At 59.9% G+C, this 12,755-nt stretch carries 13 protein-coding genes; 6 read left to right on the top strand and 7 right to left on the bottom strand.

Annotated features, from left to right (window positions below):
• The first annotated feature begins 5 nt into the window (after nt 1-5).
• The 5 genes from AACW30_RS01450 (at nt 6) to gcvH (ending at nt 5,855) form a co-directional block, all read left to right on the top strand.
• Entirely contained in the window at nt 6-1,223 is a 1,218-nt protein-coding gene (locus tag AACW30_RS01450) for a 2-octaprenyl-3-methyl-6-methoxy-1,4-benzoquinol hydroxylase (RefSeq protein WP_200622648.1), read from the top strand.
• A gap of 158 nt (nt 1,224-1,381) precedes the next feature.
• Nucleotides 1,382-2,386 carry an extracellular solute-binding protein gene (locus AACW30_RS01445; RefSeq protein WP_200622324.1) on the top strand — a complete coding sequence of 335 codons (1,005 nt, stop codon included), beginning with the start codon at nt 1,382-1,384 and terminating at the stop codon, nt 2,384-2,386.
• Between the two features lie 177 nt (nt 2,387-2,563).
• The gene (locus AACW30_RS01440; protein ID WP_124418708.1) at nt 2,564-4,180 is read left to right on the top strand and encodes an ABC transporter permease; all 1,617 of its coding nucleotides are present in this window, start codon (nt 2,564-2,566) and stop codon (nt 4,178-4,180) included.
• 156 nt (nt 4,181-4,336) lie between these two features.
• Nucleotides 4,337-5,419: a glycine cleavage system aminomethyltransferase GcvT gene (gcvT, locus tag AACW30_RS01435; RefSeq protein WP_179676500.1), complete on the top strand. Its 1,083-nt coding sequence runs from the start codon at nt 4,337-4,339 to the stop codon at nt 5,417-5,419.
• A 52-nt stretch (nt 5,420-5,471) separates the two neighbouring features.
• Entirely contained in the window at nt 5,472-5,855 is a 384-nt protein-coding gene (gene gcvH / locus AACW30_RS01430) for a glycine cleavage system protein GcvH (protein ID WP_106575766.1), read from the top strand.
• Nucleotides 5,856-6,000: 145 nt separating this feature from the next.
• On the opposite strand, the gene AACW30_RS01425 is transcribed toward gcvH, so the two are convergent.
• The 7 genes from AACW30_RS01425 to AACW30_RS01395 all read right to left on the bottom strand — a co-directional run bounded on the left by AACW30_RS01425 (nt 6,001) and on the right by AACW30_RS01395 (nt 12,092).
• Complete coding sequence (locus AACW30_RS01425) at nt 6,001-7,143, bottom strand: DegT/DnrJ/EryC1/StrS family aminotransferase (protein ID WP_106575765.1); 1,143 nt, start codon at nt 7,141-7,143, stop codon at nt 6,001-6,003.
• 155 nt (nt 7,144-7,298) lie between these two features.
• Nucleotides 7,299-7,964, bottom strand: a complete 666-nt coding sequence (locus tag AACW30_RS01420) for an outer membrane protein (RefSeq protein ID WP_106575764.1) — start codon at nt 7,962-7,964, stop codon at nt 7,299-7,301.
• Nucleotides 7,965-8,140: 176 nt separating this feature from the next.
• Nucleotides 8,141-8,455: a DUF2388 domain-containing protein gene (locus AACW30_RS01415; protein WP_003176799.1), complete on the bottom strand. Its 315-nt coding sequence runs from the start codon at nt 8,453-8,455 to the stop codon at nt 8,141-8,143.
• Nucleotides 8,456-8,524: 69 nt separating this feature from the next.
• Nucleotides 8,525-8,971, bottom strand: a complete 447-nt coding sequence (locus AACW30_RS01410) for an NfeD family protein (RefSeq protein WP_106575763.1) — start codon at nt 8,969-8,971, stop codon at nt 8,525-8,527.
• A 10-nt stretch (nt 8,972-8,981) separates the two neighbouring features.
• A complete protein-coding gene (locus AACW30_RS01405) occupies nt 8,982-9,902 on the bottom strand; it encodes an SPFH domain-containing protein (RefSeq protein WP_024077991.1) in 921 nt (306 codons plus the stop codon).
• Nucleotides 9,903-9,979: 77 nt separating this feature from the next.
• The gene (locus tag AACW30_RS01400; RefSeq protein WP_200622322.1) at nt 9,980-11,671 is read right to left on the bottom strand and encodes a GspE/PulE family protein; all 1,692 of its coding nucleotides are present in this window, start codon (nt 11,669-11,671) and stop codon (nt 9,980-9,982) included.
• Between the two features lie 82 nt (nt 11,672-11,753).
• Nucleotides 11,754-12,092, bottom strand: a complete 339-nt coding sequence (locus AACW30_RS01395; RefSeq protein ID WP_200622320.1) for a hypothetical protein — start codon at nt 12,090-12,092, stop codon at nt 11,754-11,756.
• Nucleotides 12,093-12,219: 127 nt separating this feature from the next.
• Here AACW30_RS01395 and AACW30_RS01390 point away from each other — a divergent pair, with 127 nt between their 5' ends.
• Nucleotides 12,220-12,690: an Lrp/AsnC family transcriptional regulator gene (locus AACW30_RS01390; protein WP_010167872.1), complete on the top strand. Its 471-nt coding sequence runs from the start codon at nt 12,220-12,222 to the stop codon at nt 12,688-12,690.
• Nucleotides 12,691-12,755 lie beyond the last annotated feature (65 nt).

Here is a 12,755-nt window from a genome sequence, read left to right as displayed (position 1 = left end):
TGGACATGCGCGCAGATGTGCTGATTGTCGGGGCCGGAATGGTCGGAAGCGCCCTGGCGCTGGCGTTGCAAGGCAGTGGCCTGCAGGTGCTGCTGCTCGATGGCAGCCCGCTGAGCGTCAAACCGTTCGACCAGGATGCGGCCTTCGAACCCCGCGTGAGTGCCTTGTCGGCCGCCAGCCAGCGCATTCTGGAGCGCCTGGGCGTGTGGGATGGCATTGTCGAACGGCGCGCCAGCCCTTACGGTGAAATGCAGGTGTGGGACGGCAGCGGCACCGGGCAGATCCATTTTTCGGCGGCCAGTGTGCATGCGGAAGTGCTCGGGCATATCGTCGAGAACCGGGTGGTTCAGGATGCTTTGCTCGACCGCCTGCACGACTGCGACCTGGGCCTGCTGGCCAACGCGCGCCTGGAGCAGATGCGTCGCTCCGGCGATGACTGGCTGCTGACCCTGGCCGACGGTCGCAAATTGCGTGCGCCCCTGGTGGTGGCCGCCGACGGCGCCAATTCTGCTGTGCGCCGCTTGACCGGCACCGCCACGCGCGAGTGGGATTACCTGCACAACGCCATCGTCACCAGCGTGCGCTGCAGCCAGCCGCACCAGCGCACGGCGTGGCAACGCTTTACCGATACCGGCCCGCTGGCATTTTTGCCGCTGGTGCGCGAGGGTCAAGAGGACTGGTGCTCGATCGTGTGGTCGACCACACCCGCTGAGTCCGAGCGCCTGATGGCGTTGGATGATGAACGCTTCTGCCGTGAGCTGGAGCGAGCATTTGAAGGGCGACTCGGTACGGTCATCAGCGCCGATCCACGGGTCTGTGTGCCGTTGCGCCAGCGCCACGCCAAACGCTATGTGGCCGAAGGCCTGGCGTTGATCGGTGACGCGGCCCACGTCATCCACCCGTTGGCGGGGCAAGGTGTGAACCTGGGCTTTCTTGATGCGGCGGTGCTGGCCGAAGTGCTGTTGTCGGCGACCGAACGCGGCGAGCGCCTGGCGGATGTGAAGGTGCTGAGCCGTTACGAGCGTCGGCGCATGCCGCATAACCTCGCGCTGATGGCGGCAATGGAAGGCTTTGAACGGTTGTTCCAGGCTGACCGGCTGCCGTTGCGTTGGCTGCGTAATGCCGGATTGAAACTGGTCGACCAGATGCCCGAAGCCAAGGCAGTGTTTGTGCGCCAGGCCCTCGGGCTAACGGGCGACCTGCCAGACCTCGCAAAGCCCTGAATCGAAATATGCCCCCTGTGGGAGGGGGCTCGCCCCGATGAGGCCAGCCCATCCATCGCACATCCCAACTATGCAACATCTGGTAACGCCTCCAGCAAGCGCTACTAAATGTGAGTCCTTATCATTTGCCCTCTTTTTGCAAATGAGAGACCGCACCCATGTTGGCACCCAAGCGCCTCCTGACTGCCCTGGCACTCACCCTTATCGGCAGCACCACCGTGCAGGCAGCCGACGAAGTCGTGGTCTACTCCTCGCGCATCGACGAACTGATCAAGCCGGTGTTTGACGCCTACACCCAGAAGACCGGCGTGCAGGTGAAGTTCATCACCGACAAGGAAGCCCCCTTGATGCAGCGGATCAAGGCCGAAGGCGAAAACGCCACGGCCGACCTGCTGCTCACCGTTGATGCCGGCAACCTCTGGCAAGCCGAACAGATGGGCATCCTGCAGCCGTTCACTTCTGCAGTGATCGATAAGAATATCCCCCTGCAATACCGCTCTTCCAACCACGCCTGGACCGGCTTGAGCCTGCGCGCGCGGACCATCGCCTATTCCACCGACCGGGTAAAACCGGGTGACCTGACCACTTACGAAGCCCTGGCCGACAAGCAATGGGAAGGCCGCTTGTGCCTGCGCACAGCGAAGAAGGTCTACAACCAGTCGCTGACCGCCACGCTGATCGAAACCCATGGCGCGGCCAAGACCGAAGAAATCGTCAAGGGTTGGGTCAACAACCTGTCCACCGATGTGTTCTCCGATGACATCGCCGTGCTCGAAGCGATCAACGCCGGGCAGTGCGACGTAGGCATCGTCAACACCTACTACTACGGCCGCTTGCACAAGCAGAAACCGGACCTCGCGGTGAAGCTGTTCTGGCCGAACCAGGGCGACCGTGGCGTGCATGTGAACCTGTCGGGCATCGGCCTGACCAAACATGCGCCGCACCCGGAAGCCGCCATGGCCTTGGTGGAATGGATGACCACGCCTGAGGCGCAGAAGATCTTTGCCGACGTGAACCAGGAGTTCCCGGCCAACCCCGCTGTGCCGCCGTCGGCGGAAGTCGCAACCTGGGGCAAGTTCGTGGCCGATACCTTGCCGGTGGAAGTAGCCGGTAAACGTCAGGCTGAGGCCATTCGCCTGATGGATCGCGCGGGCTGGAACTGAATACCGATCTAAATGTGGGAGCGGCCTTGTGTGGGAGCTGGCTTGCCTGCGATAGCATTACCTCGGTGTGACTGACGCACCGAGGTGCCTGCATCGCGGGCCAGCCCGGCCCCACACAACCCGCTCCCCACAGTGTTAGCCGCGACTTCAACACCATCATTTCCAGAGAACTTTTCCTTGGCCCACCCCGCCCAACGTCGCTGGTACCTGCCGGTTTTCACCGTCGCCGCACTGGTGCTGTTGCCGCTGAGCGTGTTGTTGCTGTCCTGGCAGAGCATCGATCAACAGATCTGGTCGCACCTGTGGGAAACCCAGATGCCCCGCCTGCTGGGCAACACCCTGACATTGGTGTTGGGCGTTGGCGCCGGCGTGACGCTGTTGGGCGTAAGCCTGGCCTGGCTGACCAGCCTCTGCGAATTTCCGGGGCGGCGCTGGCTCGACTGGGCGTTGATGCTGCCCTTCGCGATTCCGGCCTACGTGCTGGCTTTTGTGTTTGTCGGCCTACTGGATTTCGCGGGGCCGGTGCAAACCCTGCTGCGCGAATGGTTCGGCAACGGCCTGCGCCTGCCACGCGTGCGCTCTACCAGCGGCGTGATCATCGTGCTGGTGCTGGTGTTCTATCCCTACGTCTACCTGTTGGCGCGCACTGCATTTTTGGCGCAGGGCAAAGGCCTTATGGAAGCGGCGCGGGTGCTCGGTCAATCGCCATGGCAAGCGTTCTGGCGTGTCGCATTGCCCATGGCGCGGCCGGCGATTGGTGCCGGCGTCGCCTTGGCATTGATGGAAACCCTGGCGGACTTCGGCGCGGTTTCGGTGTTCAACTTCGACACCTTCACTACGGCCATCTACAAGACCTGGTACGGCTTTTTCAGCCTTTCCAGCGCCGCCCAACTCGCCAGCCTGTTGCTTCTGGTGGTGATGCTGGTGCTGTACGGCGAACGACGTGCCCGAGGCGCCAGCCGCCCGAGTAATGAGCGACCCCGTGGCGAGGCGTTGTATCACCTGCGCGGTTTCAAAGCGGCGGCAGCCAGCACGTGGTGCGGCTTGGTGTTCGCCTGCGCCTTTGTCATCCCCATGCTGCAACTGGTCGCCTGGTTCTGGCAACGTGGCCGTTTCGACCTGGATGAGCGTTACAGCGGCTTGATCATCCATACCCTTTACCTGGGTGGCATCGCGGCACTGATTACGGTCAGCGTGGCGTTGATATTGGCCTTTGCCAATCGCCTGGCGCCTACGCGGGCGATTCGCTCCGGGATCAGCCTGGGTAATGTCGGCTATGCCTTGCCGGGCTCGGTGCTGGCCGTGTCGATCATGCTGGCGTTCAGCTACCTGGACCGTGAACTGGTGGTGCCATTGTCGAGTTGGCTCGGCGGCGCGGGCAAGCCTCTGTTGCTGGGCAGCCTGTCGGCGCTGGTGCTGGCGTATCTGGTGCGTTTCCTGGCAGTGGCCTACGGGCCGTTGGAAAACAGCCTGGCGCGAATCCGCCCTTCGTTGCCGGAAGCCGCGCGCAGCCTCGGCGTGAGCGGACCGCGACTGTTTTGCAAAGTGTATCTGCCGCTGTTGCTGCCGGGGACGTTGAGCGCGGCGCTGCTGGTGTTTGTCGATGTGCTCAAGGAAATGCCTGCGACCCTGCTGATGCGCCCGTTTGGCTGGGACACCCTGGCTGTACGAATTTTTGAAATGACCAGCGAAGGGGAGTGGGCGCGAGCCTCATTACCCGCACTCACGTTGGTGTTGGTGGGCCTGTTGCCGGTGATCGGCCTGATTCGACGCTCCGCCCGGCAAATCGGTTAGGTGCCAGTCCTACGGCTTGCAGCTACAATGCGCGGCATTCGGTGCGCTCCGTCCTTCGGATCGAGTCGCTGTGTGTCGCTGCAGGCCTTGTAGTCAGAGGTATTGAGCGCAAACAGCAGCTCTGTGCATCTTCGCCAATCCCGGAAGGAGAAACCCATGGGACAGCGTACGCCTCTGTATGACCTGCATCTCGCCCTCGGCGCGAAAATGGTCGATTTTGGCGGTTGGGATATGCCTCTGCACTACGGCTCGCAAGTTGAAGAGCACCATCAGGTGCGACGCGACTGCGGGGTGTTTGACGTATCTCATATGACCGTGATCGATGTCACAGGCCTTCAGGCCAAGGAATGGCTCCAGCACCTGCTGGCCAATGATGTCGATCGTTTGCATGGCTGCGGCCGTGCGCTTTACAGCGCCATGCTCAATGAGCAGGGCGGCGTGGTGGACGACATGATCGTTTACCGTACCGAGACCGGTTACCGGCTGGTGGTCAACGCCGCTACGCGTGATCAGGACATGGCCTGGATGCAAGCACAGCTGGGCGACTACGCGGCTCAGCTGCATGAGCGGCCAGAATTGGCGATGCTCGCCATTCAAGGCCCGCACGCCCGGCAGAAAATCGCCGAGCTGGTCACGCAGGCCCGCGGCACGCTTATCCACCAGCTCAAGCCCTTTGAAGGCCAGGCCGATGGCGATTGGTTTATCGCCCGCACGGGTTACACCGGCGAAGACGGCCTGGAAATTGTCCTGCCGGCCGAGCAGGCTCCGGGCTTTTTCAACGATCTGGTAGGGGCCGGTATCTCACCTATCGGCCTTGGCGCCCGCGATACGCTGCGCCTCGAAGCCGGCATGAACCTGTACGGCCAGGATATTCACCAGGATGTATCGCCTCTGGCGGCCAATATGGCGTGGAGCATTGCCTGGGAACCGGCTGAGCGTCAGTTCATCGGCCGCACTGCCCTTGAGGCGGAAAAGGCCGCAGGTGTGCAGTTCAAATTGGTCGGGCTGGTACTGGAAGAGCGTGGTGTTTTACGCGCTCATCAGGTGGTTCGTATCGCCAATGTTGGCGAAGGGGAGATAACCAGTGGTAGTTTCTCTCCTACGCTGAGCAAATCCATTGCCCTGGCGCGCGTACCGACGGCCACCACCGATCGGGCCGAAGTGGAAATCCGCGGCAAGTGGTACCCGGTTCGAGTGGTCAAACCGACCTTCGTGCGCCATGGCAAAACCTTGATCTAACTATTTCCGGCAGGCCTGAGGCCGCTGACATTTCTTCTTGAGGACACAGACTATGAGCGATATCCCTGCCGACCTGCGTTTTGCCGAAAGTCACGAGTGGGCCCGTCTGGAAGCCGACGGCACCGTGACCGTCGGTATCTCCGACCATGCTCAGGAAGCTTTGGGTGATGTGGTGTTCGTTGAGCTGGCTGAGGTGGGTGCCAACTTTGACGCTCAAGGCCAGGCTGGCGTCGTTGAGTCGGTGAAAGCTGCGTCAGATATCTACTCACCGGTTGCTGGCGAAGTGATCGCCGTCAACGAGGAACTGAGCGGCAGCCCTGAACTGTTGAACTCCGACCCGTATGGCGCCTGGATCTTCAAGCTCAAGCCAAGCAACCCGGCTGACTTGGAAAAACTGCTTGATGCCGCTGGCTACAAAGCGGCCATCGGCGAGTAAACGCAAGCCGTTGGAACAGCACAAATCAATGTGGGAGCTGGCTTGCCTGCGATAGCATCACTGCGGTGTGATTGAATCACCGCAGTGCCGGCATCGCAGGCAAGCCAGCTCCCACAGTTGATTGCGGATAGCTGGCAGTTTGTTTTCAGCTCGCTTTCAGTACCGCTTTTACCGCCGCTACAGACCGCTCTACGTCCGCTTCTGTCATCGCCGTGAACATCGGCAACGATACGATCAAACGCCCAACACGCTCCGCCACCGGGAACATGCCTTCCTTGAAACCCTGCGCCCGATACAAGCTCAGCAGGTGGATTGGCGGGTAGTGATAGCCAATGCCGACGCCGTGGGCCTGCATCTGTTCCATGAACGTAGCGCGGGCGGGCAGACCGTCCTGACGCTCCGGCAGTACCAGCTGGAACAGGTGCCAGTTGCTGTTTTCGAAATCAGCTGGCGGCAGTTGCGCGCCATATTGCGCTTCAAAGTCGCTGCCGAAGCACTTGAAGTAATGGCGTGCAAGGTTCTGGCGATGCGCAGTGATTTTCTCGATATGCGCAAACTGGCCCAGGCCGATAGCGGCGGCGATATCGGTCATGTTGAACTTGCCGCCCAGCACATCCACGTCCAGGCCATCGAAGCCGGTGCGGGTAACACCTTGCAGGCGATACTTTTCAGCCAGACGGGCTTCCTCGGCATTGTTCAACACCAGGCAACCGCCTTCGGAAGACGTGATGTTCTTGTTCGCCTGGAAGCTGAACGACACGAAGTCGCCGGTCGCGCCGATACGCTCGCCATCCCAGCTGGAACCCAATGCCTGGGCGGCGTCTTCGACAATGCGCAGGTTGTACTTGTTGGCCAGCGCGTAGAGCATCGGCATATCCAGGGGCAGGCCCGCCAGGTACACAGGAATGATCGCCTTGGTGCGCGGGGTGATCGCGGCTTCTACCTGAGCCAGGTCGATATTGCGGGTGACCGGGTCGATATCCGCAAATACCGGCGTGGCACCTACTTCCAGAATCACGTTGGCCGTGGCGACCCAGGAAATCGGCGTGGTGATCACTTCATCCCCAGGCCCGATGCCGGCGATGCGCAACGCGATCTCCATGGTGCAGGTGCCGGAATTGAAGGTACGCACCGGACGGCCGCCAAAGTATTCCGAGAGCTGCGCTTCGAACGCCTGCACTTTCGGCCCGCTGGTGATCCAGCCCGAGCGCAGTACATCGCCGACCGCCGAGATGGTCGCTTCGTCAATGGTAGGTTTGGAAAACGGCAGAAAGGGCTGTTGGCTCATAACGACGAAGGCATCCGTTTCAGATAGGCGATGAGTAATAGAGGTATCAGTACCGCATGCTTGCACGGCTCGACTGAATATAGCCTGTCGTCGGTGAACGAATTGTCATGTGGCGCATAAAAATGCCGCTTATCAGCGGCATTTTCTGTTGCAGGTCAGAATGAAACGCGAGCTTCAAGAAACACATTCTGCTCCTTGAGTTTGCCCTTGAGCTGTTCATCGCGGGCGTTTATCCGGTTAGCGAAGGTGTTGTAGCCGGTTTCGACCTTGCCCATGTCCACGTAACGCCAACCTGTGCCCAGAGTGACTTTTTCGCTGACCTTGGCCTCCAGGCCCAAGCCTGCGCTGTAGGCAAAGTTGTAGTGGCGGTTACTGGCGAACTGGCGGGTGGCATTGCTCTGGTATCCCGCGGCATCAATTTGCGCCATGCCGATACCGGCCATGGCGTAGAACGACAGCCAGTCATTGACCGCGATATTTTTATAGCCGTTGAGCATCACGCGCTGGCTGTCGACCTCCAGGCGGTTGACGTTGGCATTGAAGGGCGCCCAATAGGAGTCGAACGTCGAGCTGCTGCGCGTGGTGTATTCCCCTTCCAGGCGCCAGCCATCAGCAAAGGCGTAGCCTAGAGCCAGTGATCCAGTGAACGCTTTGTTACTGTCAGGGGCCTGCACGCGATCAGTGACGCGTGGGCTGGTCAATTGCGCACTGGAGAGGTTCTGACGGGCACTGTTGAGTTTTGCCGACCCGTACCAATTTTCTGCCTGAGCCAAAGGTGCAGCTAACGCAGAGAGAGCCAAAGCGTAAGCAAGTTTTTGCATGGGAGATGATTCGCTTTAAACAAGAGAATCTCAGTGTGGCGCTTGGTACTTTGGGGTTCGGCAGGAGTTTTCCGCTTTCAACGGGAAAAAGCAGAAGGTCTGGGCGGCGGCGGAGATCGTAGAGAAACGGGCATAAAAAATGCCGCTTAAAAAGCGGCATTTTTTATGGGCAGGTATTACTCGGTCACAGCATTTTTCGCGAGGATGGCGTTGGCCAACTCCATGTCCGTGGCTTGCAGGCCAGGGTTGTCGGCGCGAACTTTCTGCATGGCAGCTTCCAGGTAGGGGCCGCGGATGCCGCCGTCGCTGGCGACAAAGCTACCAGCGTCGTCTTGGGCGGCGACTACCAGCTTGTGGTCCTTGAAGGTCAGGTACGTCGAGCCGGTCGTGGCACCCGACGAGATGACATTGCGCCAGAAGCTGTCGGCCATGGCTGAACCGACAGGTAGGGAAAGCACAGCGAGGGTTGCGACAGCATATTTGAGACGCATGGTGGGTGACTCCGGGTGGGTTATCTGAACAGTTTGATTGTAGATAACCCAGGCGAGTTCCATCACTGACTAAACAGTTTCGACCTGTAAAACCACGCCATCCTGACCAATGACACGAACTTGAGCGCCGACGGGGCTGTCCGGCCCGGTTGCCATCCACACGCCATCGCCGACTTTTATCTTGCCTCGACCATCGACGATGGCTTGATGCACCACAAAGGTGCGGCCTACTAATTCCGAGCCGCGCATGTTCAGCCCCGGCTGGTCGCTCACCTTCGCGCTGCTGCGCTGGCGTTTCCACCAGTACACCGCAGTGAGGATCGACAACACGGCAAATAGCAGCAGTTGCCATTCCAGCCCGAGCGGTGGGATCAAAAACTTGATCACGCCCACAGCAGCGGCAGCGATCCCCATCCACAGCAGGTAGCCACCGGCGCCAAACACTTCAAGAATCAACAGCACCGTACCCAGCGCCAACCAATCCCAGAACGACAGATGCTGCAGGAAATCCCACATGGCGATTGCCTCAGCCTTTCTTGTTGTCGAAGGTTGCCTTGACGATCTCGCCGATACCACCGACGGCGCCAATCACCTGGCTGGCTTCCAGCGGCATCAGGATGACTTTGCTGTTGTTGGCCGACGCCAGCTTGCCCAGCGCATCGATGTATTTTTGCGCGACAAAGTAGTTGATGGCCTGCACGTTACCGGTGGCGATTGCTTCTGAAACCACCTGGGTTGCACGGGCCTCTGCTTCTGCCTGGCGTTCACGGGCTTCGGATTCGAGGAAGGCTGCCTGGCGTCCGCCTTCGGCCTCAAGGATCTGCGCCTGCTTCTTGCCTTCGGCGGTCAGGATTGCCGATGCCCGCAGGCCTTCGGCTTCCAGGATCTGCGCACGCTTGATTCGCTCGGCCTTCATCTGGCCGGACATGGCGGCCATCAGGTCGGCGGGCGGGCTGATGTCCTTGATCTCGATACGGGTGATCTTGATGCCCCACGGCGCCGTGGCTTCGTCCACGGTGCGCAGCAGTTTTTCGTTGATGCCGTCACGCTGGCTAAGCATCGCGTCCAGCTCCATGGAGCCGAGCACGGTACGGATATTGGTTTGCAGCAGGTTACGGATGGCATGCTCGAGGTTATTGACCTCGTAGGCGGCCTGGGCGGTGTTGACCACCTGGAAGAAGCACACGGCGTCGATCTGCACGGTGGCGTTGTCGGCGGTGATCACTTCCTGGGGCGGGATATCCAGCACGCTTTCCATCACGTTGATCTTGCGACCGATGCGGTCCATGACCGGGATGATGATGTTGAGGCCAGGTTTAAGGGTGTTGGTGTAGCGGCCGAAACGCTCGACCGTCCACTGGTAACCCTGAGGCACCACCTTGAAACCCATGAAAAGGATGGCCACGGCCAACCCCACGAAAAGAAGCAGTACGGTTCCGATCTGCATAGCGATTCCCTATCTGATGGTGTCAGTGAAGCGACGTGCGGCCGATTGTAACGGTCTGCTCACTGATAAGGACGGTTTCAGGGTGCAACAAGCAAATCATTTGTTTCTGAATCCCCAGGCGTTACCCGTAATACTTCTGCCATCGTTGTCAGCCCGGCATTCACTTTGTCGATGCCACTCATCCGCAGGCTGCGCATGCCTTGGCTGCGCGATGCCCGACGTAAAGCCTGCACGTCGGCGCCGGGTGTAATCAGCGCCTTGAGCTTCTCGTCCATCACCATGATTTCGTAGAGCCCGGCCCGGCCTCGATAACCACTATCACGACAGTCCGCGCAGCCGACCGCTTCATGGGTATTGCCCTGCCCAGTCACCCCACGTTTGCAGTGAGGGCATAAAAGCCGCACCAAGCGCTGCGCCATCACGCCTATCAGCGTAGCTTTGATCAAATAATGAGCAATGCCAAGTTCCTGCAAACGGCTGATAGCGCTGGGTGCGTCGTTGGTGTGCAGGGTCGACAGCACCAGGTGCCCGGTGAGCGCGGCCTGGATGGCCATTTCTGCAGTTTCCTGATCGCGAATCTCGCCGATCATGATGATGTCCGGGTCCTGGCGCAGCAGTGCGCGAACTCCGCTGGCGAAGGTCAGGTCGATGTTGTGCTGCACTTGCATCTGGTTAAAGGCGGGTTCCACCATTTCTATCGGGTCTTCTACCGTGCACAGGTTGACCTCGCGGGTCGCCAGTTGCTTGAGCGTGGCGTAGAGCGTGCTGGTCTTGCCTGAGCCGGTAGGCCCGGTGACCAGGATGATGCCGTTGGCCTGGCCGGCCATGGCTTGCCAGCGTTGCTGATCATCGGCAGACAAACCCAACTGGTCAAAATCCTTGAGCAGGACGTGCGGGTCGAAAATTCGCATCACCAGTTTTTCGCCAAACGCGGTCGGCAGTGTTGAGAGGCGCAACTCCACTTCGATACCCGCCGGGCTCTTGGTCTTGACCCGGCCGTCCTGGGGTTTGCGTTTTTCCGCCACATTCATTCGGCCCAGACTTTTCAGGCGGCTGACCACCGCCATGGTGACCTGGGGTGGAAACTGATAGACGTCATGCAGCAGCCCGTCGATGCGAAAACGCACGCGGCCTTGGTCGCGGCAGGGTTCGATATGGATATCACTGGCTCGCTGGCCGAAGGCGTACTGCAACAGCCAGTCGACGATGTTGACGATATGCGCGTCATTGGCATCCGGCTCCTGATCACCGGTACCGAGGTTGAGCAGTTCGAAGTTGCCAGCTACTGCGACTTTTTGATCGGCGCCGCTGACGGACTTGGCCAGCCGGTAAAAGTCACCGATACAGCGCTGAATCTCTCGGGGGTTGGCGACCACGCGCCTGATCGAGCGCTTGAGCACCTGTGCCAAACCGGCCTCCCATCCACGGATATGCGGCTGGGCGCTGGCGACGGTGACGGTCTGCGCATCCACCGCCACCGCCAGGATGGCGTGGCGCTGTGCGAACGCGTGGGACATCAACGGCACCACCGCCGCCACGTCGATCTTCAGCGGGTCGATACGCAGATAAGGTTGCCCGACATGCCCGGCAAGCCATTGAGTCAACGTTTCGAGGCAAGGCCCTTCAGCCGCGATGCTTTCCAACGGATGTTGAGTGGCGGGTGCTGCCGCTGACCTTTGCGCCTCGTGCGCTGTAATCAGCCCCTGCTCGACCAATGCAGGTAACAGTTGATGCAGTTCCAATCGCTGATCGTGCAAGGCGGCGAGCATGAAGATTTCCTGAGTGACGTCGGGCGTGATCTCAGGCTAGCCATTCTCTGAACACTCACCGCTCAGGGTGTATTGCAGGCTTTTACTGATTGGCCGCCGCCACCGCTTGGGGCCGCACGGAATCGGCCTGCCACACCTCCAGCGAGCACACGCTGATCAGGTTTCGAATCTTTTCACCGATCACCAGGGCGCGGTGCCAGCTCAGACCGTTCATCACGATATCAATGCTCAGCAGGTCGTCGTCACGGCTCACATGGACCTGTTGCGGCGTCAGGAACTGCAGCGCGAAGTAATTGAGTACCCTGCACAGCAGGTCCGGTTCTGCCTCGGCGGTGATCTGATAATGCGCTTGGCAGTGGGCGCTGTTGACGGCCCATGCATCGATACGCGTAGCAGGGCAGGTGGTTTCGACGGCGTGCATGCTGACTCTCCAGATTCGACTGGAGAAATTTTTACATTCGCGTGCGGAGATTTCTTATCTAAGATGCGGCTTATTGGTGAGAAAAAGACTCACGTAATTCAGGCTTGGCGCTTTCATAGGTATTTTTATGCACAGTGAGTTGGACGTCTACGACCGCCGCATTCTGGCCCTGCTGCAAGAGGACGCCTCGCTTTCCAGCGCGCAGATCGCCGAGCAGGTGGGTCTCTCGCAGTCGCCATGCTGGCGGCGTATTCAACGGCTTAAAGAGGAGGGTGTGATTCGCGGACAGGTCACGCTACTGGACCGCAAGAAGATCGGTCTCAACACGCAGATTTTCGCCGAGGTCAAACTCAATGCCCATGGACGGTCCAACTTCACCGAATTCACCGAAGCGATTCGCGGGTTTCCGGAAGTCCTGGAGTGCTATGTGCTGATGGGGGCAGTGGATTTTCTGCTGCGCATCGTTACCTCTGACATCGAGGCGTATGAGCGGTTTTTCTTCGAGAAGCTGTCGATGGTGCCGGGGATTCAGGAGGTGAATTCGATTGTGGCCCTGTCGGAGATCAAGTCCACCACCAGCCTGCCAGTGCTGCGCTGACGGTGGGAGCGCGCTTGTTCGCGAATGCGGTGTGTCAGCTACTAAAGAAGTCGACTGATCCAGCG

This window comes from Pseudomonas sp. MF6747 (assembly GCF_963890955.1).
In the GTDB taxonomy this organism is placed as follows: domain Bacteria; phylum Pseudomonadota; class Gammaproteobacteria; order Pseudomonadales; family Pseudomonadaceae; genus Aquipseudomonas.
This window is presented reverse-complemented; position numbering and strand designations above follow the sequence as displayed.

Coding starts and splice junctions, on each gene's coding strand:
- AACW30_RS01450 (WP_200622648.1), top strand. CDS start 6: ATGCGCGCAGATGTGCTGATTGTCGGGGCCGGAATGGTCGGAAGCGCC.
- AACW30_RS01445 (WP_200622324.1), top strand. CDS start 1,382: ATGTTGGCACCCAAGCGCCTCCTGACTGCCCTGGCACTCACCCTTATC.
- gcvT (WP_179676500.1), top strand. CDS start 4,337: ATGGGACAGCGTACGCCTCTGTATGACCTGCATCTCGCCCTCGGCGCG.
- gcvH (WP_106575766.1), top strand. CDS start 5,472: ATGAGCGATATCCCTGCCGACCTGCGTTTTGCCGAAAGTCACGAGTGG.
- AACW30_RS01425 (WP_106575765.1), bottom strand. CDS start 7,143: ATGAGCCAACAGCCCTTTCTGCCGTTTTCCAAACCTACCATTGACGAA.
- AACW30_RS01420 (WP_106575764.1), bottom strand. CDS start 7,964: ATGCAAAAACTTGCTTACGCTTTGGCTCTCTCTGCGTTAGCTGCACCT.
- AACW30_RS01415 (WP_003176799.1), bottom strand. CDS start 8,455: ATGCGTCTCAAATATGCTGTCGCAACCCTCGCTGTGCTTTCCCTACCT.
- AACW30_RS01410 (WP_106575763.1), bottom strand. CDS start 8,971: ATGTGGGATTTCCTGCAGCATCTGTCGTTCTGGGATTGGTTGGCGCTG.
- AACW30_RS01405 (WP_024077991.1), bottom strand. CDS start 9,902: ATGCAGATCGGAACCGTACTGCTTCTTTTCGTGGGGTTGGCCGTGGCC.
- AACW30_RS01400 (WP_200622322.1), bottom strand. CDS start 11,671: ATGCTCGCCGCCTTGCACGATCAGCGATTGGAACTGCATCAACTGTTA.
- AACW30_RS01395 (WP_200622320.1), bottom strand. CDS start 12,092: ATGCACGCCGTCGAAACCACCTGCCCTGCTACGCGTATCGATGCATGG.
- AACW30_RS01390 (WP_010167872.1), top strand. CDS start 12,220: ATGCACAGTGAGTTGGACGTCTACGACCGCCGCATTCTGGCCCTGCTG.